We start from the raw sequence: 24,537 nt of genomic DNA, 5'->3' as shown, positions 1-24,537 counted from the left end.
TCAGGGCATTGATATAACAGTTTCCGGGGCGAGTTGGCCCCGGAATTATTTCGACTATTCATTACTGACGCGAATCACCAACTTGCCAAAATTCTTGCCTTCCAATAGGCCGATAAAGGCTTGCGGCGCATTTTCTAGTCCGTCGACCAAGTCTTCACGGAACTTGATTTTGCCCTGATCAACCCATTGGGTCATTTGCTGTAGGAAATCACCAAAATGATGGCCATAGTCATCAAAAATGATAAATCCTTGCATCCTAATCCGTTTGCGCAAAATGATGCTTTGTAACAGTGGCAAACGATCCGGGCCGTCCGGTAATTCTGTATCGTTATAGCGTGCTATCAACCCGCATACTGGAATACGGGCGCGTGGGTTCAGCAATGGCAATACCGCGTCAAATACCGCACCACCTACATTTTCATAATAAATATCAATGCCGTCAGAACAGGCTTTTTCCAATTGTTGCGCAAAATCTGTTGCCCGGTGGTCAATACAGGCGTCGAAGCCCAATTCTTCCACCACATAGCGGCATTTCTCCGATCCTCCGGCTATCCCGATAACTTTGCATCCTTTTAGTTTACCGACTTGCCCGACAACTGAACCAACCGCGCCACTGGCAGCGGCAACGACCAGGGTTTCGCCCGCTTTGGGCTGACCAATATCCAATAGTCCCATATAAGCCGTGAAACCAGGCATGCCCAAAACGCCCAGAGAGCGTGAAGGATGGGAGAGTTGTGGCCCCAAATTGCGGATACCAGCACCATCCGATAACGTATAGTCTTGCCAGCCACTGTTGGCCAAAACCCAATCACCCACTTGAAACCCCGGATGATTAGAGGCTTCAACGCGTGAGACGGCCCCGCCTACCATGACGTCACCAATTTCAACCGGCGCGGCATAGGAGGGGGCGTCGCTCATACGGCCACGCATATAGGGGTCAAGCGACAAATAGCGAGTGCGAAGTAGCACCTGACCTGCTGCGGGTTGCGCAATAGGTTGAATATCTAAGGTGAAATTTTCGCTGGTTGGTGTGCCATGTGGGCGTGAAGCCAGCAGAATACGGCGGTTACTGGTTTTATCTTGAGGCATCAAATTCCCTTACTTGGACGGAGTAAAAAGGCCGGTAGTGAACATAGCGAATATTAAAAATAACGCGTGTTGAGAATAATAGTAGAACTCGGCGGGATGATTTCAGCTAATAGTGCGGCAACACAGCGAAAGGCATTACGGTGCTGACAGAACGGTTGTCGCAATGCACAGCTACGGGTTAATTAAAGTGGGACGATCAATACGTCGACACTACTGGTATTAATCAGCTTGGCAGCAGAACAGGAGAGTTTATTCATCAGGCTTGTACTGTGGTTACCGCAGATAACTAAATCAATATGCTGCTGTTGGCAAACGTAAGCCATGCTATCAGCGAATTGCCCGTGCACAATGGATCTATCCTCTATGGGATAATCAGCATTAATCGCTAACTCCTCCATAAATAGTTGCGCTTCTTCTTGCAACACAGAACGCAAGTCTCCCAGCATGGGGGCAGCATAACTGCTGTACATTTCTGGCTCAGTTGTCAGGGTGATTAACGAAACCCTGCCATTATAGGGCCGCACGATAGAAACGGCTTTATTAACCAATTGTTGGCTATCGGGTGAAAGGGCAACTGCGACCAGTACATTTCTGTATCCCATCATTAAGCTCCCATAAGCGCGGCTATAGATTAAAGGTTAGGGGAATACACCTTTGATAAATGGGATGTCAGTCACATTTGGTTACGACCAGCCAATAATGCGAGCCGTGATAGGGCGTTAATTAAAATAGTCGCTAATAAGCAATATTTGAAACTTATGTTTCAAACATTATTAATTATTTTTAATTACATTTTATTCACAAATTCCTTGTGAAAACGCGGATATGAACCGCAGTTGAAACTGCGGCAGAATGAAATGTGTGCAATAGCGTTGAATTGAAACATGCAGTTACCTCTGTTGCCTTTTTTAATACATGTTGTTGGGTTTTTTAACGTTAAAAGGTAAATAGGTTAATAAATGGTCGGTAGGCGGTGTTTTGTGAAATCGCATAAATATTCGTTAAAACAAAATAGTTTCGGAAGGGTACTTATAGGATAACCGAACTATAATCCTCTGCTTTAGTCCTTACTGCTGATAATTTTGGGTTATAACAGATTTATGTTCTGCTATTTTGCTTTAGGAATGCTTTTGTTCGAACTGATCTAAAAACACTAAGAATTGGGCCTATATATCTAGTTTTTTAGCTCTTTTCTGACTTGTGAGTGTTTTTTAACCATGAGTGTGAGTGAAAAGTGAACAATTATGAGTGTAAGAAACAGCTTTATATTTTATTTTTGTGATCTATATCACATTACATTTAAAATGAATCACTAGTCACATTGTATGTGCTAACGATTCGGGAGTAGAGTTGGGCCTCTTTAGGAATAATCCTAATATTTTGTAAGAAAAGTTGCATAGCAAGATGCACTATCAGAGCAGCACAAAATCGAGCTGCCAAGTTTACGACATGTTATTTCATACCAAAATGGTATTTTTGTAATGTAACACCAGTAGGTTTTAATTACTTTTAGTTCTATGGGTTTTAATTAACTGTATAGCGGGAAGGATCCCAGGTCTTGGGTGAAGAATTCTATCATCCAACTTATGTTTTAAAACATAATCAGTCGGGATGTATAAAATGAGTACGTCTGAATTACTCAAACATATTTATGATATTAATTTGTCTTACTTGCTTTTAGCACAACGGTTAATTAACGATGAAAAAGCCTCAGCGATGTTTCGTCTGGGTATTACAGATACTATGGCCGACGCATTAGCGCAGTTAACTTTACCGCAAATGGTTAAATTAGCTGAGACTAACCAATTAGTCTGTCATTTCCGTTTCAGTGACCACAACACTATTCATCATCTGACGAAAGAATCTCGTGTCGATGACTTGCAGCAAATCCACACAGGGATCCTATTGTCGAGTCACTTACTCCACGAGCTATCGTTACAAGACGGTAGTGCGCCTAAAAAAAGAGCATGACTGATGGTTGTGAAAAGTATTGTTCAGGAAGCTAAAGACATTCATTTGGCAATGGAGTTGATCACTTTAGGTGCGCGTTTGCAGATGCTTGAAAGCGAAACGCAACTCAGCCGGGGGCGATTAATTAAGCTCTACAAAGAGCTGAGAGGGAGTCCGCCACCTAAAGGAATGCTGCCGTTTTCGACTGATTGGTTTATGACCTGGGAACAAAACATTCATTCATCGATGTTTTATAACGCTTATAGCTTCCTGCTAAAAAGCGGGCAATGCACCGGTGTTGAGGCCGTTATTAAGGCCTATCGTCTTTATCTGGAACAGTGTCCTGATCAGTCTGGAGTACCGCCATTACTGGCGTTAACTCGTGCCTGGACCCTGGTTCGATTCGTTGACAGTGGTATGTTGCAACTCTCAGGTTGCAGTTGCTGTGGTGGGACTTTTATCACCCATGCGCATCAACCACGAAATAGCTTTGTTTGCAGTCTCTGCCAGCCACCTTCCCGCGCAGTAAAAAAACGTAAACTTTCTCCGCCATCTGCCGATATTACTTCACAACTGCTGGATGAGCAGGTTAGACGCGCAGTTTGAGTCTCTTTGAGTTGTCAGAATTTTTTGGTTACAGCTGCGGTATGGATACCGTTCCTGTAGCCAGTTAATGACAATTCATTGCACTCAAAGGGTGCTAACGCCTCACCTTCCACCCACACACTTTGCTAAGGATGTCGCGTGTTAGTTATTTTGGGTTATATCGTGGTCTTAGGTGCGGTCTTCGGTGGCTACATGATTGTTGGTGGCAACCTTGGCGCACTGTATCAGCCAGCCGAATTTTTAATTATCGGCGGTGCAGGTATCGGTGCATTTATCGTGGGTAACAACGGCAAAGCGATAAAAGCGACAATAAAGGTCATGCCAAAATTGATGCGCCGTTCTAAATATAACAAAGTCCTGTATATGGACTTAATGGCGTTACTTTACCGTTTATTAGCTAAATCCCGTCAACAGGGAATGCTGTCACTGGAACGGGATATAGAAAGTCCGCGGGAAAGTGAAATTTTCTCTAATTATCCTCGGATCTTGGCCGATAAGTTATTAGTGGAATTTATTACTGATTATTTACGGTTAATTGTTAGCGGAAATATGAATGCTTTTGAAATCGAAGCACTGATGGATGAAGAGATAGAAACTCACGAACAAGAATGTGAAGTTCCCGCAGGTAGCTTGGCGATGGTGGGGGATTCGTTACCCGCATTCGGTATTGTTGCTGCGGTTATGGGGGTGGTACATGCCCTGGCTTCCGCCGACCGACCAGCCGCAGAACTTGGGGCACTAATTGCCCATGCGATGGTGGGGACGTTTCTGGGTATTTTGCTGGCATATGGTTTTATTTCACCTTTGGCCACCTTGTTGCGTCAACAGAGTGCAGAAACCACCAAAATGATGCAGTGCATCAAGGTGACACTGCTTTCCAGCCTGAACGGATATGCGCCACAAATTGCCGTGGAGTTTGGTCGTAAAACGCTCTACACCACTGAGCGTCCGTCGTTCATTGAGCTGGAAGAGCATGTACGCAGAGTGAAAGCGCCGGCACCGCAAGCGACAGAAGAGGACGCATGAAGCATCAGAACCACCCCGTTATTGTGATTAGAAAGCGAAAAGCTAAGCATGGTGGCGGTCATCATGGCGGGTCATGGAAAATTGCTTACGCTGACTTTATGACAGCGATGATGGCCTTCTTTCTGGTGATGTGGTTGCTATCGGTTTCCAGCCCGCAGCAACTGACGCAAATTGCGGAGTATTTTCGGACACCGTTGAAAATAGCGTTGACCAGCGGTGATAAGAGCAGTGCCAGTACCAGTCCGATTCCAGGGGGCGGTGATGATCCCACCCAGCAAGTGGGCGAGGTACGCAAGCACATCGATTCAGAAGAGAGTCGCAAAGAAGAGTATCGACTGAACAAGTTGCGGGAAAAACTGGATCAATTAATCGAATCTGACCCGAGATTGAGAGCATTACGGCCACATCTGTTGATTAACATGATGGAAGAAGGGTTAAGAATTCAGATTATTGATAGCCAGAATCGGCCGATGTTTAAGATGGGCAGTGCGCAGGTAGAGCCGTATATGCGTGATATTTTACGTGCTATAGCCCCTATCTTGAATGACATACCAAACAAAATCAGTCTGTCGGGGCATACCGATGATCTGCCGTATGCCAATGGCGAACGAGGTTACAGCAACTGGGAGTTGTCGGCTGATCGTGCTAATGCTTCACGGCGTGAATTGCTCGCCGGTGGTTTGGATGAGGGGAAAGTGCTGCGGGTGGTGGGTATGGCCTCGACGATGCGCTTGAAAGAGCAAGCAGCGGATGATCCGGTTAACCGTCGAATCAGTATTTTAGTGCTGAACAAACAGACGCAACATGATATTGAGCATGAGAATTTAGATAACAAAGCGCTGGATATAGAAAAAGCCGCGAGCTTAAAGCAGCTTGAGACCAGTGGGACTGTGCCAACCGCGACGCCTGCTGCTGCGACAGCGCCAACGGGTACGGCAACCTCCACCGGGCAACCCGCGACTGGGGCGGTAACAGTATCGGCGGCGGCAGTACCGGTAACGGCAGCACCTGTGAAAACGATAACGCAGCCTGCAACAGCACCACAAACACAACAATCGAGCACGGGGAGCATCACTCCAGCAACCACTGGGCCAACGACATCGTTGCCAGCGGCACCTGCAAGTAATGCACCGGTCTCTCCGACAAGCCGCGACGCACAGTAGAGGTGACACCGTGAGCATGGATATTACCGCGTTTTATCAGACTTTCTTTGATGAAGCAGATGAACTGTTGGCAGATATGGAACAGCACTTGTTATTGCTGGACCCACTGGCACCAGATAAAGAACAACTCAATGCCATTTTCCGTGCTGCTCATTCGATCAAAGGTGGTGCAGCGACGTTTGGCTTTACGGTATTACAAGAGACAACCCATCTGTTGGAAAACCTGTTGGATGGTGCTCGTCGCGATGAAATGCGGTTGAGCACTGATATCATCAACCTGTTTTTGGAAACGAAAGATATTATGCAGGAACAGTTGGACGCCTATAAAACCTCTCAGGAACCTAATGCGGAAAGCTTTGAGTATATCTGCCACGCATTGCGCCAACTGGCATTAGAGGCTTTAGAACAACAAAGCACAGGTACCAACACATCAGTAGCACAAGGGAATGGCGTTGTGATGACTGACACCAAAGTGGGTGGTAAGTCACCTGCATTGGTTCAGGGGGGAATGCGCATTCGCTTGTCTGGCCTGAAAGAGCAAGAAATCCCACTGATGTTGGAAGAGCTAGGCAATTTGGGTGAAGTTAAAGATCCACATCAAAGTGCTGATAGCCTGGAAGCCACCCTGATTACGTCTGTCAGTGAAGATGATATCAGCGCCGTGCTCTGTTTTGTGTTGGAACCGGAACAGATCAGTTTTATACCCGCTGAATTGCAACCAGAAGCTACAGCTGAAGTGGCTGTAGTGGCGCCGGTTATCGCAGAATTACCGCCAACGGCGGTGGCCCCAGTGGCTGAAACCAACAGTTCCTCTAAAACGGGTGTTATTGCCGCACCGACCAGCCCGGAACATGTAAAACCAAAAGCGAAAGCCAGTGAGTCAACCAGTATTCGCGTCGCGGTTGAGAAAGTTGACCAGTTGATTAATCTGGTGGGCGAGTTGGTGATTACTCAATCAATGTTGGCACAGCGCTCCAGTACGCTGGATCCCGTCATCAACGGTGATTTGCTCAATAGTATGGGGCAGTTGGAACGCAATGCGCGTGACTTGCAAGAGTCGGTGATGTCGATCCGTATGATGCCGATGGAGTATGTGTTCAGCCGCTTCCCTCGTTTGGTGCGCGATTTAGCCAGTAAACTCAATAAGCAAGTCGAACTGACGCTGCTTGGCAGTTCTACAGAACTGGATAAAAGCCTGATTGAACGCATTATCGATCCCCTGACCCATCTGGTTCGTAACAGTTTGGACCACGGTATTGAAGATGCTGAAACCCGTATTGCTGCCGGTAAATCGCCGGTGGGGAATCTGACGCTGTCCGCAGAGCATCAGGGCGGTAATATCTGTATTGAAGTCTTGGATGATGGCGCAGGGTTAAACCGGCAGAAGATTCTGGCAAAAGCGCAGTCTCAAGGAATGGCCATTAATGAGCATATGAGCGATGAAGATGTTGGGATGCTGATTTTTGCTCCCGGATTCTCCACCGCAGAGCAAGTCACTGATGTTTCCGGCCGCGGTGTCGGTATGGATGTGGTTAAGCGAAATATTCAGGAGATGGGCGGCCATGTGCAAGTCAGTTTCCAGGCCGGTCTTGGCACTTCAATCCGTATTTTATTGCCATTGACGCTAGCTATTCTTGATGGAATGTCAGTAAAAGTCAGTGATGAAGTCTTCATCTTGCCATTGAATGCAGTAATGGAATCACTGCAACCTTTGGCTGAAGATTTACACCCGCTAGCCGGCGGTGAACGGGTATTACAAGTGCGCGGCGAGTATTTACCTTTGGTTGAATTGTACCGGGTATTTGATGTTGAAAACGCCAAAACTGAAGCCACTCAGGGCATCGTTGTGATTCTGCAAAGTGCCGGGCGTCGTTATGCACTCTTGGTAGACCAGTTGATTGGTCAGCATCAGGTGGTGGTGAAAAACCTCGAGAGTAACTATCGCAAAGTGCCAGGTATTTCAGCCGCAACCATATTGGGTGATGGCAGCGTGGCATTAATTGTTGATGTGTCGGCTTTGCAGGCATTAAACCGGGAAAAGCGTGTAACGGCTGATGATGTGGTCGCTGCCTAGCAGGTGGACCAATTGAAGCCTGTATGGAACCCGTATGAAAACAGGTATAGGGCACGGAGTGTTCCGGTCCTGAAAACAAACATAAATTCAACCTATTGATTGAAGGGTAAAAACATGGCAGGACTAGCAACCGTCACGAAGCTGGCTGGCGAAACGGTAGGACAAGAGTTCCTGATTTTTACGCTGGGCGATGAAGAGTACGGGATTGATATTCTGAAAGTACAAGAGATCCGTGGCTACGATCAGGTGACCCGTATCGCTAACACCCCGACGTTCATTAAAGGTGTCACTAACTTACGCGGCGTCATTGTCCCTATTATTGATTTACGGGTTAAGTTTGCACAAAAAGGTGTGAGCTATAACGAAAATACCGTAGTGATCGTACTGAATTTTGATCAGCGCGTGGTGGGTATTGTCGTTGATGGTGTGTCAGATGTGCTGTCATTAACCAATGAGCAAATACGTCCTGCACCAGAGTTTGCCGTCACTCTGGCAACTGAGTATCTAACAGGTTTAGGTTCACTCGGGGAAAGAATGCTGATTTTGGTGGATATCGAAAAGCTGTTGAGCAGTGAAGAGATGTCGTTGATTGACTCTGTCATTAAAGGGTAAGTTTCGGTTAATTTGCCTATCGGGTTTCGGTTGATATTCGTTCAGTGATCAGGTGATCTCCTGTCTCATGTCAACCGAACCAATCACCACGCCGCTCTCCATCGAAACCGTGGTCCGTTCTTGTCCGGCCAAAACCTGATGAGGCCGGTTTTCACCTCGATAATAACAAACTGCTAACACTCATCCTCATCTCGTTAAAATAATGTCTCTCTCCGGTAAAGTTCCCCCTCCCAGTGCCGATAACACAGTTAATTAGACGTCCTATGTTTTGGCGTACCTGTGTTTTGACGTACTTATGAAGGGATAACATGTTTAAGCGTATGAAAGTGGTCACCAGCCTCCTGTTGGTGTTAGTGCTATTTGGTGCCTTACAGTTCGTTTCCGGCGGGCTTTTCTTCAATTCCCTGAAAAATGACAAAGAGAACTTTGCGGTTTTACAGGTTATTCGTCAGCAACAGTCGGTGTTGAATGAAAGTTGGGTAAATCTGCTGCAAACCCGTAATACGCTGAACCGCGCAGGCATCCGCTACATGATGGATGTGAATCATACCGGTAGTGGCCCTACGGTGAATGACCTGTTGGCATCAGCCAAAGGGACATTAGGTGTGGCGGCGGAGCGTTTTAAAAGCTACGAACAGATCCCGTTGGATAGCCAGCAAGACGCCGAATCAGCTAAAAAATTAAAACAGACTTATGACCAATATTTTGGTGCGTTAACCGAACTGATCCAATTGATGGAAGCTGGCAAGATCAATGAGTTCTTCGACCAACCCACCTCTAGCTTCCAAAATGCTTTTGAACAGGATTACAACACTTACCTGACACAAAATGATCGCTTGTATGCCTCCGCAGTGGAAGACAGCAACCAGTCATTTAGCTTCGCGATGGGGGTGATTGTTACCGTACTGATTGTGGTATTCGCGGTAATTATTGTTGTTTGGCTTGGCATGCAACACATCTTGATTAATCCGCTTAAACACTTGATAGAACATATTAAACATATCGCTAACGGTGATTTAACGCAGACTATCGAAGTGCATAGCCGCAACGAAATGGGCACATTGGCCGCCAGCCTGAAACACATGCAATCTGAATTGATTACCACCGTCAGTGATGTGCGTTTAGGTGCCGATGCTATCTATAGCGGTGCCTCAGAAATTTCCGCCGGTAACAACGATCTGTCAGCGCGTACAGAACAACAAGCCGCCTCACTGGAAGAAACCGCCGCCAGTATGGAGCAGTTAACCGCCACAGTGAAACAGAATGCTGAGAATGCTCGTCAAGCTAGCCAACTGGCCTTAAGTGCATCGGAAACGGCACAGAAAGGTGGCAAAGTGGTGGCGAATGTGGTGCAAACCATGCATGAGATTGCCGGTAGTTCACAGAAAATTGCAGATATTACCAGTGTTATCGATGGTATCGCTTTCCAGACCAATATCCTGGCGCTGAACGCCGCCGTTGAAGCAGCCCGTGCCGGTGAGCAGGGTCGTGGTTTTGCCGTTGTTGCCGGTGAAGTACGTAACCTGGCACAACGTAGTGCGCAAGCTGCAAAAGAGATTAAAGGCCTTATCGAAGACTCGGTTAGCCGTGTCGATATGGGGTCAGTACTGGTTGAAAGTGCGGGTGAAACCATGGGAGATATCGTTAATGCGGTAACCCGCGTCACCGACATCATGGGTGAAATCGCTTCTGCTTCCGATGAGCAAAGTCGCGGTATCGATCAAGTGGGTCAGGCGGTCACTGAAATGGACCGGGTAACCCAGCAAAACGCCTCTTTGGTGGAAGAATCAGCCTCTGCCGCCGCCGCACTGGAAGAACAAGCCAGTATGTTAACCCAATCCATGTCTGTATTCGTTCTGCGTATGGATAACGGTAGTACTACAAGAGATGTTAGAAAAATAAAGCAGCCGACACAGGATTTGAGCGGAACTGCTAAAAAAACACTGGGAAGTGACCTGCAAGACAATTGGGAAACTTTCTAGTCCCCTACAACCCTTGATACTTGAAATTGCAGGGGTGTTAGCTGCGCTCACGAACCCGAATCACTTACTTGAGTAAGCTCATCGGGGTTCGTTTGCTGGCTGCCTACCTGCAACTCCAATTATTTTGGGTGAACAAAAATAGATAAAGCTGGCCAATGAGCCGGCTGAGAAGAGGTTACGATGTTTGGCCGAATTCGGATTTCTACCAGCTTTTTCCTGTTACTGATATTAATTTGCTCGATACAGTTAATTTCAAGTGGTCTGTCATTTACTGCTTTTCGCTCAGACTACCAAAATTTGAACCGGGTGGATCTCAGTAGCCAGCAACGGGATGCATTAAGCCTCAGTTGGGTATCCTTGCTTCAGGCGCGTAATACCTTAAACCGGGCGGGGACGCGCTCGGCTCTCAAAGTACCTCAGGAGCAAGTCAACGCATTAATGGGCAATGCGCGCAGCTCATTACAGAAAGCGGACCTCTACTTCAATCAGTTTATTGCGGTGCCACGCCTTGATGAGAGTGATAACGGTGGCGAATTGTTGGATGCCACTAAAAACAGTTATCAGAACTTACGGACGTCGTTACGACAACTAATCGATTTTCTGGAAGCCGGTAATTTACAAGGCTTTATGGACCAACCCACCCAGAAAACACAGGATTTGTTCGAAGCCGATTTTTTACAGTATTTGCAGTATGCCAATGAAGTGATTGCTGAGGCCGGTACCCAAAACCAGCAGGCGTACCATCTCTCCATGTGGATATTTGGTGCGGCGATTGTAATGGTAATAGCCATGGCGATTTCGTCGCTTGTTTGGCTGCGCACCATGTTTGTCAGGCCGCTGAAAATTATGCGCGCGCATTTTGACCGCATCGCACGGGGGGATTTATCAGCGCAGATTCATGTCTCCGGGCGTAATGAAATCAGCGAGATGTTTGCCAGTTTACGCATCATGCAGCAGTCGCTTATCACCACTGTTAGTCATGTCCGAGATGGCACTGAAGCAATGCTAACGGGGATTCAGGAAATTTCTGCGGGTAACAATGATTTGTCAGCAAGAACCGAACAGCAAGCGGCGTCTCTGGAACAAACTGCGGCCAGCATGGAGCAACTGACCGCGACGGTCAAACAGAATGCGGATAATGCTCGTCAGGCAACATTGCTGGCGAAAGACGCATCAGCAACCGCTGCCAAAGGGGGTGAGTTGACGGGCAGTGTGGTGACAACTATGCATGATATCGCCACCAGTTCACAGAAGATTGGTGCCATTACCAGTGTTATTGATGGTATTGCCTTCCAGACCAATATTCTGGCGTTAAATGCTGCTGTTGAGGCTGCTCGCGCTGGTGAGCAGGGGCGCGGTTTTGCTGTCGTCGCCGGTGAAGTTCGTAATCTGGCCCAGCGCAGTGCACAAGCAGCAAAAGAGATTAAAGGGTTGATCGATGAATCGGTCAGCCGTGTTCGCCAGGGCTCCACTCTGGTTGAAAATGCGGGTACTACCATGGAAGAGATTGTTCGCTCAGTGACTCGGGTTACCGACATCATGGGTGAAATCGCTTCCGCCTCGGATGAGCAAAGCCGAGGTATTGAGCAGGTTTCACTGGCAGTAACACAGATGGATCAGGTCACTCAGCAAAACGCCGCATTAGTGGAAGAGGCTGCGGCTGCGGCTAACGCACTCGAAGAGCAGGCAAGTATGCTCTCCGATGCAGTGTCTGTTTTTCGTTTGGAGCAGGATAGCGACAGCGGGGAGGGGCAGGCAGCAGACGGCAGTGGTAAACAACCGGCTGTTAAGGAAATTCCAGATTGTCAAACGGCGTAACGAAGACTTTGTTGTGGGGTGAGGCCGGATGAAACCATCATCGATGAAACAGCCATCGCCCCAAGAGTCTGGGTCGATCCTGACTCAGATGATTCAACGGCTCCCGTTGCCGGATGTTCACTTCCGGCGCATATGCCAACTTATTTATCAACGAGCCGGGATAGTACTGGCCGATCACAAACGGGAAATGGTCTATAACCGCCTGGTCAGGCGGCTGAGATTGCTAGGGATTAACGATTTTGGTCAATACCTTGCTTTGCTAGAGACCGACCCGAACAGTGCAGAGTGGCAGGCATTTGTTAATGCCTTGACCACTAATCTGACGGCATTTTTCCGTGAGGCACACCATTTCCCGATTCTGGCTGAACATGCCCGCCAGCGGCCGGGAAGCTATTCGGTGTGGAGTACGGCGGCATCGACCGGTGAAGAGCCGTACTCTATCGCGATGACACTGTGTGATGTGTTGGGAAATAGAGCGGGTTCGTGTCAGGTGTTAGCCAGCGATATCGATACGCAAGTACTGGAAAAAGCGACCAGTGGTGTATACCGGCAAGATGAATTGCGTTCATTGTCGGCACAACAGATGCAACGCTATTTCTTGCGTGGCACCGGCCCACATCAAGGCATGGTGCGAGTGCGCCCGGAATTGGCCAATATGATCCATTTCCAGCAACTCAATCTGTTGGCACCAGAGTGGGCATTACCCGGGCAGTTTGATGCTATTTTTTGTCGTAATGTGATGATTTATTTTGATAAAGAAACGCAGGAGCGCATTCTGCGTCGCTTTGTCCCTTTGCTAAAACCAGGTGGTCTGATGTTTGCAGGCCACTCGGAGAATTTCAGTCAAATTAGTCGGGAATTCTATTTGCGCGGGCAGACCGTTTATGGGCTGACCAAGGAGAGGTGATGAGTAAAATCAGAGTATTGTGCGTTGATGATTCTGCATTGATGCGCCAACTAATGACCGAGATTATTAATAGTCACCCGGACATGGAAATGGTTGCAACGGCTCCCGATCCGTTGGTTGCCCGTGATTTGATCAAAAAATTCAATCCGCAGGTTTTGACGCTCGATGTCGAAATGCCGCGGATGGATGGTTTGGATTTTCTTGAAAAACTGATGCGGTTGCGGCCGATGCCGGTGGTGATGGTCTCATCATTAACCGGTAAGAACTCTGAGATAACCATGCGTGCGTTGGAGTTGGGAGCGATTGATTTTGTTACCAAACCTCAGCTTGGGATCAGAGAGGGAATGCTGGCTTACAGTGAGTTGATTGCGGAGAAAATCCGTACAGCTGCTAAAGCTCGCCTGCCGCAGCGCGGCCCAGAAAACGCGCCGGTTATGCTTACGCATACACCACTGCTCAGTAGTGAAAAGTTAATTGCAATTGGTGCCTCTACCGGGGGGACAGAAGCTATCCGTATGGTATTACAGCCGTTGCCACCGACCAGCCCGGCACTGTTAATTACTCAGCATATGCCACCGGGTTTTACCCGTTCATTTGCTGAGCGACTTAATAAGCTGTGTCAAATCACTGTGAAAGAAGCAGAAGACGGTGAGCGGGTCTTACCGGGGCATGCCTATATTGCTCCCGGCGATCGGCATATGGAACTGGCGCGTAGTGGGGCGAACTATCAGGTTCGCATTCATGACGGGCCGGCGGTTAATCGCCATCGTCCCTCGGTTGATGTCCTATTTCGCTCAGTGGCGCAGTATGCCGGGCGTAACGCCGTGGGGGTTATCCTGACGGGGATGGGCAATGATGGTGCGGCCGGGTTGTTGGAGATGTATCGCGCCGGTGCTTATACCATCGCGCAAAACGAGGCCAGTTGTGTGGTTTTCGGCATGCCGCGTGAAGCGATTGGTATGGGGGGCGTTAATGAAGTTCTGGATTTGAACCAGATAAGCCAGCGTATGTTGGCGCAGATTAGCAGTGGTCAAGCCCTGCGAATTTAGTAGACATTTTCCGGTGGAAATCGGGCGTTGATAGTTAATCGCTCAGCGGTGAGCAACAAACCTTAGGAGTTGGTATGGCGGATAAGAATCTCAGATTTTTGGTGGTAGACGATTTTTCGACCATGCGTCGTATTGTCAGAAACCTGCTGAAAGAGCTGGGTTTTAACAATGTGGAAGAGGCCGAAGATGGCGTCGACGCATTGAATAAATTACGTGCGGGTGGCTTTGATTTTGTGGTTTCTGATTGGAATATGCCGAATATGGATGGCCTGGACCTGTTGAAAACTATCCGTGCCGATGGTGCTCTTGGTACTTTGCCGGTTCTGATGGTAACCGCCGAAGCGAAAAAAGAGAATATCATCGCAGCAGCGCAAGCAGGTGCCAGTGGTTATGTAGTGAAACCTTTCACTGCCGCTACCTTGGAAGAGAAGCTCAATAAGATTTTTGAAAAGTTGGGTATGTAAGGAGGCGAGATGAGTAACCATCAAATGCCCGCAACAGATGCGGCATCGGCCAGTGATATAATAAGCCGCATTGGCCAATTGACGCGGATGTTACGCGACAGCCTGCGCGAATTAGGTCTTGATCAGGCGATTGCACAGGCTGCGGAAGCCATTCCAGATGCGCGTGATCGACTGGATTATGTCGTTCATATGACGGCTCAGGCCGCAGAAAGAGCACTGAACTGTGTTGAGGCAGCACAGCCGCGCCAAAATGAGCTGGAGTCATCGGCGAAGGCGCTTAAAGTTCGTTGGGACGAATGGTTTGCTAATCCTGTCGAGCTGTCAGATGCCCGCTCTCTGGTCACTGATACCCGTGAATATCTGGAAGTCGTACCGCAACATACCTCATTTACCAATGCACAATTGTTGGAAATCATGATGGCGCAAGATTTCCAGGACCTTACCGGTCAGGTTATCAAACGCATGATGGATGTGGTGCAAGAGATTGAGAAGCAGCTATTAATGGTACTGATGGAAAATATCCCAGATATGCCATCTAAACCGCAAAAATCTGCTGACAGTCTACTCAATGGGCCACAACTGGATAAGAATGGTGCTGGTGTTATTGCCAACCAGGATCAAGTTGATGATCTGCTAGACAGTTTAGGCTTCTAAGCCGACTGATCGACCATAATAGGCAGGTGAGGGGATATCTCATCTGCCATTATTTCTCGCTGGATTTATCGTCGTGATAATCTCATTTAAAACCGGCTATTCCTGGCGTTGCGGCTGATCGTGTTCTTCATCCCTTTTCCTTCATCTATCACTGGCTGTAGACGTTCCTGGCTATCAAATTTGACGACAGCCAGTCCCCCAACAGGCTACTGAGCCTGACATGATGTATTCATCCGAGAAATAACCCCCTAATTGCTGCTTTGTTCCATCCATAACCTTGCTGAATATTTGTCATGCTAGACAGCAATTTTTTATTTCCTAATTATCTGATATGGGAACGCTTACGCTGAACAGGAAAACCTGCTGTGGCTGAAGATAGCGACGCGGAAAAGAGCGAGGAACCCACAGCCCACAAGCTGGAGAAGGCTCGCGAAAAAGGCCAAATACCGCGTTCGCGCGAACTGACCTCGATGCTGATGCTCGGGGCCGGTTTGGCGATCCTGTGGGTATCTGGGGAGTCGATGGCTCGCCAACTGGCGGCGATGATTGCCCAAGGACTGCATTTTGACCATGGCATTATCAGCGATGATAAGCAAATGTTGCGCCAAATAGGGACGCTGCTGAGTCAAACGATGATGGCATTACTGCCCATCTTTGCCGGATTGGTGATCGTGGCGCTAGCAGTACCGATGCTGTTAGGTGGGGTGCTGTTCAGCGGAGAATCCATCAAGTTCGATTTTCAGCGGATGAGTCTGATTGCGGGCTTAAAGCGCATGTTTTCTTCTCAGGCACTGGCCGAATTGCTGAAAGCCATCCTCAAGGCCACGCTGGTCGGTTGGGTCACGGGAATATTCCTCTGGCATAACTGGCCAGATATGATGCGGTTGATGGCAGCCCCGCCAGTGGCGGCTTTAAGTGATGCTGTCCACTTGATTATTTTCTGCGGACTGGTGGTGGTATTAGGCCTGACCCCGATGGTCGGATTCGACGTGTTTTTCCAAATAACCAGCCACATTAAAAAATTACGTATGACCAAACAAGAGATACGTGATGAATTCAAAGATCAAGAAGGTGATCCACATGTGAAAGGGCGCATTCGTCAGCAGCAACGGGCTATGGCTCGTCGCCGAATGATGGCTGATGTCCCTAAAGCTGATGTAATAGTGACCAACCCAACCCACTATGCTGTTGCCTTGCAATACAACGAAGCAAAAATGAGTGCACCCAAGGTGCTGGCGAAAGGTGCTGGCGCAGTGGCACTGCGTATCCGCGAGTTAGGTGCAGAGCATCGTATTCCGTTATTAGAAGCGCCGCCGCTGGCCAGGGCACTGTTTCGGCACAGCGAGGTAGGCCAACATATTCCAGCCACCCTTTATGCCGCGGTGGCAGAAGTTCTTGCCTGGGTATACCAGTTGAAGCGTTGGAAACGGGAAGGCGGGCTAATCCCGAAAAAACCTGAACATCTGCCAGTGCCGGAAGCACTGGATTTTGCAACAGAGAGTGAGACTGACTAATGGCTAATTTGGCCGCCCTGCTACGTTTACCGGGCAATTTTAAAGATACGCAGTGGCAAATCCTTGCCGGGCCAATTCTTATCCTGATGATCTTGTCGATGATGGTGCTGCCGCTGCCGCCCTTCATCCTTGATTTGCTGTTTACCTTTAATATCGCGCTGTCCATTATGGTGCTGTTGGTTGCCATGTTTACCCAACGCACGCTGGATTTTGCCGCCTTCCCAACCATTCTGTTGTTCTCAACGCTGTTGCGTTTATCGCTAAACGTCGCCTCCACCCGTATCATTCTGATGGATGGGCATACCGGTGCGGCGGCTGCGGGCCGTGTGGTGGAAGCGTTTGGTCACTTTCTGGTTGGTGGCAACTTTGCCATCGGCATCGTGGTCTTTATTATTTTGGTCATAATCAACTTTATGGTTATCACCAAAGGGGCGGGGCGTATTGCCGAAGTGGGGGCGCGCTTTGTTCTGGATGGTATGCCCGGTAAGCAGATGGCGATCGATGCCGACTTAAATGCCGGCTTGATTGGTGAAGACGAAGCCAAAAAACGCCGTTCCGATGTTACGCAAGAAGCTGACTTCTACGGTTCAATGGATGGGGCCAGTAAATTTGTTCGTGGTGATGCGGTTGCCGGGTTACTGATCATGGTGATTAACGTGGTCGGCGGCTTACTGGTCGGGGTGCTTCAGCACGACATGGCGGTGGGCCATGCAGCAGAAACCTATACCTTGCTGACGATTGGTGACGGCTTGGTAGCACAAATCCCGGCATTGGTTATCTCGACGGCGGCGGGCGTTATCGTGACCCGCGTCAGTACCGACCAGGATGTTGGCCAGCAAATGGTCACCCAGCTATTTAATAACCCACGCGTGATGGTGCTGAGTGCCAGTGTCCTCGGGTTACTGGGGATGGTGCCTGGCATGCCTAACTTTGTCTTCCTGCTATTCACCAGCGCACTGTTGGCATTAGCCTGGCGCTTACGTGGTAAGCAAATGAAGCAACCGATGGTGGCAGAATCACCGGTGGTGCAAGACCAGCAACAAGCCACTGAAGCGACCTGGTCAGATGTTCAACTGGAAGATCCGCTGGGTATGGAGGTGGGGTATCGCCTGATTCCGATGGTGGATTTCCAGCAAAATGGTGAGCTGTTGGGGCGGATTCGCAGTATTCGTAAAAAGTTTGCTCAAGAGATGGGATACCTGCCACCGGTGGTGCATATCAGAGATAATCTGGAACTGCCGCCAGCAAACTATCGGATATTAATGAAAGGGGTCGAGATTGGCAGTGGCGAAGCTCATCCCGGCCGTTGGTTAGCCATTAACCCCGGCAATGCGGTTGGCTCGTTACCCGGTGAGGCCACCCATGATCCCGCCTTCGGATTGGCGGCGGTTTGGATTGAAAGTGCATTACGTGAGCAGGCGCAGATTCAAGGTTTTACCGTAGTTGAGGCCAGCACCGTCGTGGCGACCCATCTAAACCATCTGATTAGCCAATTTGCTAGCGAACTGTTTGGCCGCCAGGAAACCCAGCAATTGCTGGACAGAGTTGCGCAAGAGATGCCGAAGCTGACGGAAGACTTCATTCCCGGCGTCGTCACCTTAACCACGCTGCATAAAGTACTGCAAAATCTACTAATGGAGCGGGTATCCATTCGCGATATGCGCACCATTATCGAGACACTGGCTGAACATGCGCCAAACCAGACCGACCCTTACGAATTAACAGCGGTAGTTCGAGTGGCGTTAGGGCGCTCCATTGCGCAACAATGGTTCCCAGGAACCGGCGAGATTCAGGTCATCGGGCTGGATGCGGCATTAGAGCGTTTGTTACTACAGGCGCTGCAAGGTGGGGGTGGTCTGGAGCCAGGTCTGGCTGACCGTTTGTTGGATCAATCTAAACAAGCGCTGCAACGTCAGGAGATGCTGGGTGCACCGCCGGTGTTGCTGGTTAACCATGCACTGCGGGCACTTTTAGCCCGTTTCTTGCGCCGCAGTTTGCCGCAGATGGTGGTGCTGTCTAATCTGGAAATTGGCGATAATCGCCAGATCCGTATGACATCAACGATAGGAGCTGCTTGATGCTAACTCGTCTCTCCCTAATGTTGGCTACACTACTTCCGGTATGTGTATTGCCGTTGAATGCTGTCGCTTCAGGCACTTGGGTGGCGGACGATATTGGGGTTACGCAGGGTTTGCGCGGGGTAGCTACCTCGTCGGCGGTACTGCAACCACCGGTAGCGCTGGCGCAGGAAAATGCGCGCATCGTGTCGGTTGGCTGGCGCTACCAATTAATGTCGACAGCGCCAGAGGGGTTACAGGTTAAATTATGCACCCCGACCCGTTGTATGCCACTTGAGGGTGGCAGCGGACAGAGCCGGGGACTGGCGGGAGAGGCGGCAGCAACTCAACTGAGGTTTGTTTACTTTATTGCCGGTAAAGGCCGAGTTAACCCGCCGTTGCAAGTGATCAGCAATCAGGTGCTGGTCAATTATCGCTAAAACCAGACGAAGGGGTAATAGCAAGTCATACAGAAATAGACCGGATGTTCGAGCTGATTGTTGGTCTCAACGGCCTGCACTGCCTGACTCATTGACAGTGCTGCCGCCCCGCAAAAAAAACACCCCAGTAGCAGACTTACATACCTTTTTTTCATATCTCCTCCTTGAAACTAAGCACATTTGCTCAGTTTCAGCAGACTAAAACATCGGAGAAAAACAGGAAAACTCATTTTTTAAGTAGGTAGAAAGCATTGAGGGCACGAGTCAATTAACGCGGAGGAACGGTACGGATATAAGCCTCGACTGAGCGGCGGTTTATATCCGTAGGGATGAGGTTTTAAATACCGATCTTGCGGCCCAGTAGACTGGCACCTTTAGAATGACCATCTGGCCCGTATAGTGACTGGCCGTGGCGGGTATTCAATACTGCCAGCGCCTGAGTATTATGCTCAATATGCTGTTGTAGCAATAATCCATTGTGCAAATTACTGTACTGAAGGTTCTCAGCCAACTGCAAGATACGTTGCCAACGTATTGCCAACTCTTGAATCTCGCTATAAGGCGCCTGTATATTGGCCGCAATTTCGGTGGTGAGCCGGGTTTGATCCAGATAAGCCAAGGTGGCCAGTATTGAACTTTTTTGTTCCGTCACACCTTGCAGCACGACACCTTGAATCCGACCGGAGCAGAGTAATTGCTGCTCTTGTGCTACCACAGTCGTCAGTGACTCGAGAAGTTCCAGTTGCTGGTCCAAATTGGTCTGTAGTCTTTCCACCACCACGTATCCTTTTACGGTTAACGACTGTTTTGCGGTTAACGATTGTTCTAGGGTTAATGACTTTTGTTATGTTTAGCTATTTCTCAGATCATCCGCGACATTCTTTAACAGAGCATCGGCAATTTTACCGGTGTCCATCGTTAGTTGACCTGAACGGATAGCCTGTTTTAAGGTTTCTACACGTTCTACGTTGATGTCCTGGCTGCCCGGTTGCATCAGTTTTGCCTGCGCATCACTTAATTTAACCTCAGTACCACTCACCTGTGCTTTTGTTTGGGCAGAAGGCTTACGCATCTGCTGCGCAATGTCACTGGTTTCCCGTGGCTGCACTTGCGATACCGGTAATAACGGTTGAGTGCGATCAATACTCATGTTGTGTTGCTCCCTCTATAGCGGGATTGACGTTTATCGACCCGCGAGACTTTTATCTTTTAACAAAAAGAAAGGCGGGATTGTCACTGTGCTACCCGCAAATAACTGCATACCAGAGTTATCGGCAAAGGTTAAAAAAACTTTAATCACTATAACATAATCCGAATTGTGCCATCTTCGGCCACGGTGCCACTGACGATTTGGCCAGATGCCATGCGCACCCGAACGTTATCCTGTATGGCGGCGTTGTTCATCGCTTTACCATTGCTGTTAACATTAAATCCTTCTCCCTGAGCCAAAACTTGCACCTCTTGCCCTGCTTTAATGACCCACAATCGACGCAGCATATTGCGCGTCAGCGGCTGGCCGGCACTGATTTGCCGCAAGCTGACGGCACCTTGAGCAAAATGTGAATCCAGCAAGGCGCCGGGGGGGAGGGTATCCAACCGGCCTTGTTTCATCTGAATATCAGACACGGCAATTTTCTCACCAGCTGCCAGTTGGCGGCCAGCCACAGCATATTGTCCACTAACCTGCACTTGTGTCTGAATAAAACGGCGAACCCCCTCACAGCGTACGGACAAACTGATATTGCCCCACGGGCGCGCATTGGCAGGCAGCGTAATTTCTGGCACTTCGCATTGTGGCCATTGGTTCTGTGGCGTTTTGATAACCACCTTAACCTGACTCTCTTTATCCGGGTATTGCTGTTGGAAGAATTGATTTACCTGCGTTGATAAATCTGCCGCCATCGCTGAATGAGTGACGGTCTGACTCAGCAATAGCACCCCCCAAGCCAACTTTATGACGCCATTTTTATTCATTGTCATCAATCTCCTTTCTGCCGGTGTAACCAGGTAATACCAGGGCACACCTCTTTTGCACACTAGTGTACCTGTAGCGCGATGAGGTTAAGGGGACAAATAGCGACGCATTTTGCTCTTATTCTGGCGATAGGCTTTCCTATACGGCGTTTATGCTGTCGACTCCAAATTCTAACCTTGCGGGGGGACTATGCTCGACAAACTGGACGGTGCTCTGCGTTTTCAACAAGAGGCGCTTAACTTGCGTGCGCAACGACAGGAGATCCTGTCGTCCAATATTGCAAATGCGGATACACCCGGCTTTCAGGCACGTGATATTGATTTCTCCAGCCAACTGAAAAAAGTGATGGAGCAAGGCCGTGCCACAGGTACAGGGGTGTCGCTCAGTTTAACGTCAGCCCGTCATATCCCGGCAAGCACCGTTGCGCCACCTGACCTTGACCTTTTATTCCGGGTTCCAGACCAGCCGGCGATGGACGGTAACACGGTTGATATGGATCGTGAACGTACTAATTTTGCCGATAACAGCCTGAAATATCAGACCGATTTGACCGTTCTTGGCGGCCAGATCAAAGGGATGATGTCAGTGTTACAACAAGGATAAGACGTATGTCTTTACTGAATATTTTTGATATTGCCGGTTCGGCATTATCAGCCCAATCGCAACGGTTGAACGTCAGCGCCAGTAACATGGCCAACGCCGATAGCGTTACCGGCCCGGATGGTCAGCCTTATCGTGCCAAGCAAGTGGTGTTTCAGGTAGCGGCTCAACCAGGGCAGGAAACCGGCGGGGTACGTGTATCACAAATCGTTGACGATCCCGCACCGGATCGTTTGGTGTATCAGCCGGGTAATCCGCTGGCTGATGCCAAGGGTTATGTCCGCATGCCCAACGTTGATGTAACAGGGGAAATGATTAACACCATTTCGGCCTCGCGTAGCTATCAAGCCAACGTTGAAGTGCTTAATACCACTAAATCTCTGATGCTCAAGACGCTAACACTGGGTCAATAACAGGAGCTTGTATACATGGCCATTACCAATTCCCTGACCGATAGCGATTACGGTATTACCAGCACTAGCGGGACCAATTCCACCACCGGTAGCGGTAGCACCAGTCAGGATTTGCAGAACAGTTTCCTGACGTTGCTGGTTGCCCAGTTAAAGAATCAGGACCCGACTAACCCAATGCAAAACAACGAGTTGACAACGCAATTGGCGCAAATCAACACCGTAAGCGGCATTGAAAAGTTGAATACTACGCTGGGTTCCATCTCCGGGCAGATTGATAGCAGCCAGTCGCTGCAAGCCAGTAGCCTGATTGGCCACGGCGTGATGATCCCTGGCACCACGGTGTTGGCAGGCAGTAAAGATGGCACCGTCACTACTACGCCATTTGGTGTTGAGTTAGAACGTTCAGCAGACAAAGTGACGGCAACCATCAGCGACAGCAATGGTCTGGCAGTACGCACCATTGAAATCGGTGGTCTGTCAGCAGGTGTCCACTCCTTTACCTGGGATGGTTCACTGGACGCGGGCGGTAATGCGCCAGATGGTGCTTACACCGTAACGATCGCCGCCAGCAGTGGTAGCGAATCACTGGTTGCTACTCCGCTGAGCTATGCGGTTGTTAATGGTGTGACCCGTGGCAGTGACGGTTCCAAGCTGGATCTGGGCCTGGCGGGGACTATCACCATGGATAAAGTCCGTCAGATTTTGTAGGTCAGAGATCAGTCTTAAGCAGTAACCAAACAAACACCACGGTGAGTTAACTAATTGAAAAAACTTACCTTAATTTTTAAATAGCGTTTGATATGTCATCAATGCTCAAGGTCTTTAACGGACCCCGAATCTAACGGAGAAGAAAATGGGCTTTTCTCAAGCAGTCAGCGGTTTGAACGCAGCATCCAGCAATCTGGATGTGATCGGTAACAATATCGCCAACTCGGCGACATCAGGTTTTAAAGCCGGCTCAGTTTCTTTTGCCGATATGTTCGCAGGTTCACAGACCGGTATGGGGGTTAAAGTCGCCGGGATTACTCAAGACTTTAACGACGGTACGCCAACCACCACCAACCGCCGTTTGGATTTAGCCATCAGCCAGAGTGGTTTCTTCCGCATGCAAGATAGCAGCGGCGGTGTGTACTTTGCCCGTAACGGCCAGTTCAAACTTGATGAAAACCGTAACATCGTTAACATGCAAGGGCTGAGTCTGACCGGTTATCCGGCAACAGGAACTCCTCCTACCATACAGCAAGGGGCAAACCCGGTACCCCTGTCGATTCCTCAGGATATGATTGCCGCGAAAGCCACCACCTCGGGCAATATGGTCGCTAACCTGACCTCAACCCATGATGTTATTAGCGCAACCTTTGATCCGCAAAAGCCAGATACTTACAGCTTTGTGAATAACATGACCACCTACGATAGCCTGGGTAACCGCCACGTTATCAATGTGTATTATGTGAAAACCGCTGAAGATGCCGTCAATGGTAATAGCTGGAATGTCTATACCAAGGACAGCAGCGGGACATTGGCCGATGCGACTAAACCTTTTGACCCTGCTGACCCTGCCGCTGCCTCTCTGCGCGGAACGATGGTATTTGATACCAATGGCGCACTGAAAAGCGTGAAAAATGGCGCGGGTGCTGCCAGTACCACTGACTTCAATCTGACTGTCCCTATGGCGGTGGTGAATGGTGCCCCGGCGCAAACCTTCGCGCTGAATGTTGGGGGTAGCAAACAGCAAAATACCGGTACTGACGGTATTGTGACTCAAAACCAAACCGGCTATGCCGCAGGTGAGTTCACCGGCTTCCAGATCAACAACGATGGCTCGGTTGTCGGCACTTATTCAAACCAGCAGACCCAACTGCTTGGCCAAATTGTGCTGGTTAACTTCTCTAACCCTGAAGGTTTGTCTCCTGAAGGCGATAACGTTTGGAAAGAAACCAAATCTTCCGGTAACCCGATCCTCGGTACCGCCGGTGGTGGTGGTTTCGGCACCTTGACCAGTGGCGCGTTGGAGTCTTCTAACGTGGATTTGAGTAAAGAACTGGTGAATATGATTGTGGCGCAACGTAACTATCAGTCCAATGCGCAGACCATCAAAACTCAGGATCAGATCTTACAAACTCTGGTTAACCTGCGTTAATCGA

24 protein-coding genes and 1 pseudogene are annotated in these 24,537 nt (G+C 49.0%); 19 read left to right on the top strand and 6 right to left on the bottom strand.

What is annotated here, in order from left to right:
- Window positions 1–54: 54 nt before the first annotated feature.
- Together V1953_RS12720 and uspC are read right to left on the bottom strand one after the other, a co-directional pair.
- Complete coding sequence (locus V1953_RS12720; protein ID WP_442850995.1) at window positions 55–1,089, bottom strand: NADP-dependent oxidoreductase; 1,035 nt, start codon at window positions 1,087–1,089, stop codon at window positions 55–57.
- A 182-nt stretch (window positions 1,090–1,271) separates the two neighbouring features.
- Window positions 1,272–1,691, bottom strand: a complete 420-nt coding sequence (gene uspC, locus V1953_RS12715; RefSeq protein WP_083163715.1) for a universal stress protein UspC — start codon at window positions 1,689–1,691, stop codon at window positions 1,272–1,274.
- 1,018 nt (window positions 1,692–2,709) lie between these two features.
- Between uspC and flhD the strand changes: the two genes are divergently transcribed.
- The 15 genes and pseudogenes from flhD (at window position 2,710) to V1953_RS12640 (ending at window position 19,405) form a co-directional block, all read left to right on the top strand.
- The gene (gene flhD, locus V1953_RS12710; RefSeq protein ID WP_193784677.1) at window positions 2,710–3,060 is read left to right on the top strand and encodes a flagellar transcriptional regulator FlhD; all 351 of its coding nucleotides are present in this window, start codon (window positions 2,710–2,712) and stop codon (window positions 3,058–3,060) included.
- A 3-nt stretch (window positions 3,061–3,063) separates the two neighbouring features.
- Entirely contained in the window at window positions 3,064–3,645 is a 582-nt protein-coding gene (gene flhC, locus V1953_RS12705; RefSeq protein WP_083159175.1) for a flagellar transcriptional regulator FlhC, read from the top strand.
- 138 nt (window positions 3,646–3,783) lie between these two features.
- The gene (gene motA, locus V1953_RS12700) at window positions 3,784–4,671 is read left to right on the top strand and encodes a flagellar motor stator protein MotA (RefSeq protein WP_083159174.1); all 888 of its coding nucleotides are present in this window, start codon (window positions 3,784–3,786) and stop codon (window positions 4,669–4,671) included.
- Window positions 4,668–5,834 carry a flagellar motor protein MotB gene (motB, locus tag V1953_RS12695; RefSeq protein ID WP_083159173.1) on the top strand — a complete coding sequence of 389 codons (1,167 nt, stop codon included), beginning with the start codon at window positions 4,668–4,670 and terminating at the stop codon, window positions 5,832–5,834. Before motA ends, motB begins: the two co-directional genes overlap by 4 nt.
- 16 nt (window positions 5,835–5,850) lie before the next feature.
- Entirely contained in the window at window positions 5,851–7,908 is a 2,058-nt protein-coding gene (gene cheA, locus V1953_RS12690; protein WP_193784823.1) for a chemotaxis protein CheA, read from the top strand.
- A gap of 114 nt (window positions 7,909–8,022) precedes the next feature.
- On the top strand, window positions 8,023–8,520 hold the full coding sequence (gene cheW, locus V1953_RS12685) for a chemotaxis protein CheW (RefSeq protein ID WP_083159171.1): 498 nt from the start codon (window positions 8,023–8,025) through the stop codon (window positions 8,518–8,520).
- A gap of 308 nt (window positions 8,521–8,828) precedes the next feature.
- A pseudogene (locus tag V1953_RS12680) lies at window positions 8,829–10,380 on the top strand (methyl-accepting chemotaxis protein); the annotation flags it as partial.
- Between the two features lie 302 nt (window positions 10,381–10,682).
- The gene (locus tag V1953_RS12675) at window positions 10,683–12,320 is read left to right on the top strand and encodes a methyl-accepting chemotaxis protein (protein ID WP_083159169.1); all 1,638 of its coding nucleotides are present in this window, start codon (window positions 10,683–10,685) and stop codon (window positions 12,318–12,320) included.
- Between the two features lie 28 nt (window positions 12,321–12,348).
- Complete coding sequence (cheR, locus tag V1953_RS12670) at window positions 12,349–13,227, top strand: protein-glutamate O-methyltransferase CheR (protein ID WP_372558662.1); 879 nt, start codon at window positions 12,349–12,351, stop codon at window positions 13,225–13,227.
- On the top strand, window positions 13,227–14,276 hold the full coding sequence (locus V1953_RS12665; RefSeq protein WP_083159168.1) for a protein-glutamate methylesterase/protein-glutamine glutaminase: 1,050 nt from the start codon (window positions 13,227–13,229) through the stop codon (window positions 14,274–14,276). Before cheR ends, V1953_RS12665 begins: the two co-directional genes overlap by 1 nt.
- Window positions 14,277–14,350: 74 nt before the next feature.
- A complete protein-coding gene (gene cheY, locus V1953_RS12660; protein WP_049605622.1) occupies window positions 14,351–14,740 on the top strand; it encodes a chemotaxis response regulator CheY in 390 nt (129 codons plus the stop codon).
- Between the two features lie 9 nt (window positions 14,741–14,749).
- Window positions 14,750–15,394 (top strand): protein phosphatase CheZ, encoded by a 645-nt coding sequence (gene cheZ, locus V1953_RS12655; protein WP_083159167.1) that lies wholly within the window; start codon window positions 14,750–14,752, stop codon window positions 15,392–15,394.
- Between the two features lie 365 nt (window positions 15,395–15,759).
- Window positions 15,760–16,908, top strand: a complete 1,149-nt coding sequence (flhB, locus tag V1953_RS12650; protein WP_083159166.1) for a flagellar biosynthesis protein FlhB — start codon at window positions 15,760–15,762, stop codon at window positions 16,906–16,908.
- Window positions 16,908–18,986, top strand: coding sequence for a flagellar biosynthesis protein FlhA (gene flhA / locus V1953_RS12645; protein WP_083159165.1), 2,079 nt, complete (start codon window positions 16,908–16,910; stop codon window positions 18,984–18,986). The genes flhB and flhA overlap by 1 nt, the downstream gene beginning before the upstream one ends.
- Window positions 18,986–19,405, top strand: a complete 420-nt coding sequence (locus V1953_RS12640) for a flagellar protein FlhE (protein WP_083159164.1) — start codon at window positions 18,986–18,988, stop codon at window positions 19,403–19,405. The genes flhA and V1953_RS12640 overlap by 1 nt, the downstream gene beginning before the upstream one ends.
- On the opposite strand, the gene V1953_RS12635 is transcribed toward V1953_RS12640, so the two are convergent.
- The 4 genes from V1953_RS12635 to flgA all read right to left on the bottom strand — a co-directional run bounded on the left by V1953_RS12635 (window position 19,402) and on the right by flgA (window position 21,385).
- Entirely contained in the window at window positions 19,402–19,560 is a 159-nt protein-coding gene (locus V1953_RS12635) for a hypothetical protein (RefSeq protein WP_193784676.1), read from the bottom strand. The genes V1953_RS12640 and V1953_RS12635 overlap by 4 nt on opposite strands.
- A 182-nt stretch (window positions 19,561–19,742) precedes the next feature.
- Entirely contained in the window at window positions 19,743–20,183 is a 441-nt protein-coding gene (locus V1953_RS12630; RefSeq protein WP_083159163.1) for a flagella synthesis protein FlgN, read from the bottom strand.
- Window positions 20,184–20,255: 72 nt separating this feature from the next.
- A complete protein-coding gene (gene flgM / locus V1953_RS12625) occupies window positions 20,256–20,555 on the bottom strand; it encodes a flagellar biosynthesis anti-sigma factor FlgM (protein WP_083159162.1) in 300 nt (99 codons plus the stop codon).
- A 149-nt stretch (window positions 20,556–20,704) separates the two neighbouring features.
- The gene (gene flgA / locus V1953_RS12620) at window positions 20,705–21,385 is read right to left on the bottom strand and encodes a flagellar basal body P-ring formation chaperone FlgA (RefSeq protein ID WP_083159161.1); all 681 of its coding nucleotides are present in this window, start codon (window positions 21,383–21,385) and stop codon (window positions 20,705–20,707) included.
- A 184-nt stretch (window positions 21,386–21,569) separates the two neighbouring features.
- On the opposite strand from flgA, the gene flgB reads away from it, so the two are divergent.
- From flgB to flgE, 4 genes are all read left to right on the top strand, one after another.
- Window positions 21,570–21,983 (top strand): flagellar basal body rod protein FlgB, encoded by a 414-nt coding sequence (gene flgB, locus V1953_RS12615; RefSeq protein WP_083159160.1) that lies wholly within the window; start codon window positions 21,570–21,572, stop codon window positions 21,981–21,983.
- Between the two features lie 5 nt (window positions 21,984–21,988).
- A complete protein-coding gene (gene flgC, locus V1953_RS12610; RefSeq protein WP_005189321.1) occupies window positions 21,989–22,393 on the top strand; it encodes a flagellar basal body rod protein FlgC in 405 nt (134 codons plus the stop codon).
- Window positions 22,394–22,408: 15 nt separating this feature from the next.
- Complete coding sequence (flgD, locus tag V1953_RS12605; protein ID WP_442850994.1) at window positions 22,409–23,101, top strand: flagellar hook assembly protein FlgD; 693 nt, start codon at window positions 22,409–22,411, stop codon at window positions 23,099–23,101.
- 145 nt (window positions 23,102–23,246) lie between these two features.
- A complete protein-coding gene (gene flgE, locus V1953_RS12600; RefSeq protein ID WP_083159158.1) occupies window positions 23,247–24,533 on the top strand; it encodes a flagellar hook protein FlgE in 1,287 nt (428 codons plus the stop codon).
- The last annotated feature ends 4 nt before the right edge of the window (window positions 24,534–24,537 follow it).

Source organism: Yersinia sp. 2541 StPb PI (assembly GCF_052217145.1).
In the GTDB taxonomy this organism is placed as follows: domain Bacteria; phylum Pseudomonadota; class Gammaproteobacteria; order Enterobacterales; family Enterobacteriaceae; genus Yersinia; species Yersinia enterocolitica_E.
Note: the sequence above shows the minus strand (reverse complement) of the source record. Positions and strands in the feature narration are given on the sequence as shown.

Coding starts and splice junctions, on each gene's coding strand:
- V1953_RS12720 (WP_442850995.1), bottom strand. CDS start 1,089: ATGCCTCAAGATAAAACCAGTAACCGCCGTATTCTGCTGGCTTCACGC.
- uspC (WP_083163715.1), bottom strand. CDS start 1,691: ATGGGATACAGAAATGTACTGGTCGCAGTTGCCCTTTCACCCGATAGC.
- flhD (WP_193784677.1), top strand. CDS start 2,710: ATGAGTACGTCTGAATTACTCAAACATATTTATGATATTAATTTGTCT.
- flhC (WP_083159175.1), top strand. CDS start 3,064: ATGGTTGTGAAAAGTATTGTTCAGGAAGCTAAAGACATTCATTTGGCA.
- motB (WP_083159173.1), top strand. CDS start 4,668: ATGAAGCATCAGAACCACCCCGTTATTGTGATTAGAAAGCGAAAAGCT.
- cheA (WP_193784823.1), top strand. CDS start 5,851: ATGGATATTACCGCGTTTTATCAGACTTTCTTTGATGAAGCAGATGAA.
- cheW (WP_083159171.1), top strand. CDS start 8,023: ATGGCAGGACTAGCAACCGTCACGAAGCTGGCTGGCGAAACGGTAGGA.
- V1953_RS12675 (WP_083159169.1), top strand. CDS start 10,683: ATGTTTGGCCGAATTCGGATTTCTACCAGCTTTTTCCTGTTACTGATA.
- cheR (WP_372558662.1), top strand. CDS start 12,349: ATGAAACCATCATCGATGAAACAGCCATCGCCCCAAGAGTCTGGGTCG.
- V1953_RS12665 (WP_083159168.1), top strand. CDS start 13,227: ATGAGTAAAATCAGAGTATTGTGCGTTGATGATTCTGCATTGATGCGC.
- cheY (WP_049605622.1), top strand. CDS start 14,351: ATGGCGGATAAGAATCTCAGATTTTTGGTGGTAGACGATTTTTCGACC.
- cheZ (WP_083159167.1), top strand. CDS start 14,750: ATGAGTAACCATCAAATGCCCGCAACAGATGCGGCATCGGCCAGTGAT.
- flhA (WP_083159165.1), top strand. CDS start 16,908: ATGGCTAATTTGGCCGCCCTGCTACGTTTACCGGGCAATTTTAAAGAT.
- V1953_RS12640 (WP_083159164.1), top strand. CDS start 18,986: ATGCTAACTCGTCTCTCCCTAATGTTGGCTACACTACTTCCGGTATGT.
- V1953_RS12635 (WP_193784676.1), bottom strand. CDS start 19,560: ATGAAAAAAAGGTATGTAAGTCTGCTACTGGGGTGTTTTTTTTGCGGG.
- flgM (WP_083159162.1), bottom strand. CDS start 20,555: ATGAGTATTGATCGCACTCAACCGTTATTACCGGTATCGCAAGTGCAG.
- flgA (WP_083159161.1), bottom strand. CDS start 21,385: ATGACAATGAATAAAAATGGCGTCATAAAGTTGGCTTGGGGGGTGCTA.
- flgB (WP_083159160.1), top strand. CDS start 21,570: ATGCTCGACAAACTGGACGGTGCTCTGCGTTTTCAACAAGAGGCGCTT.
- flgC (WP_005189321.1), top strand. CDS start 21,989: ATGTCTTTACTGAATATTTTTGATATTGCCGGTTCGGCATTATCAGCC.
- flgD (WP_442850994.1), top strand. CDS start 22,409: ATGGCCATTACCAATTCCCTGACCGATAGCGATTACGGTATTACCAGC.
- flgE (WP_083159158.1), top strand. CDS start 23,247: ATGGGCTTTTCTCAAGCAGTCAGCGGTTTGAACGCAGCATCCAGCAAT.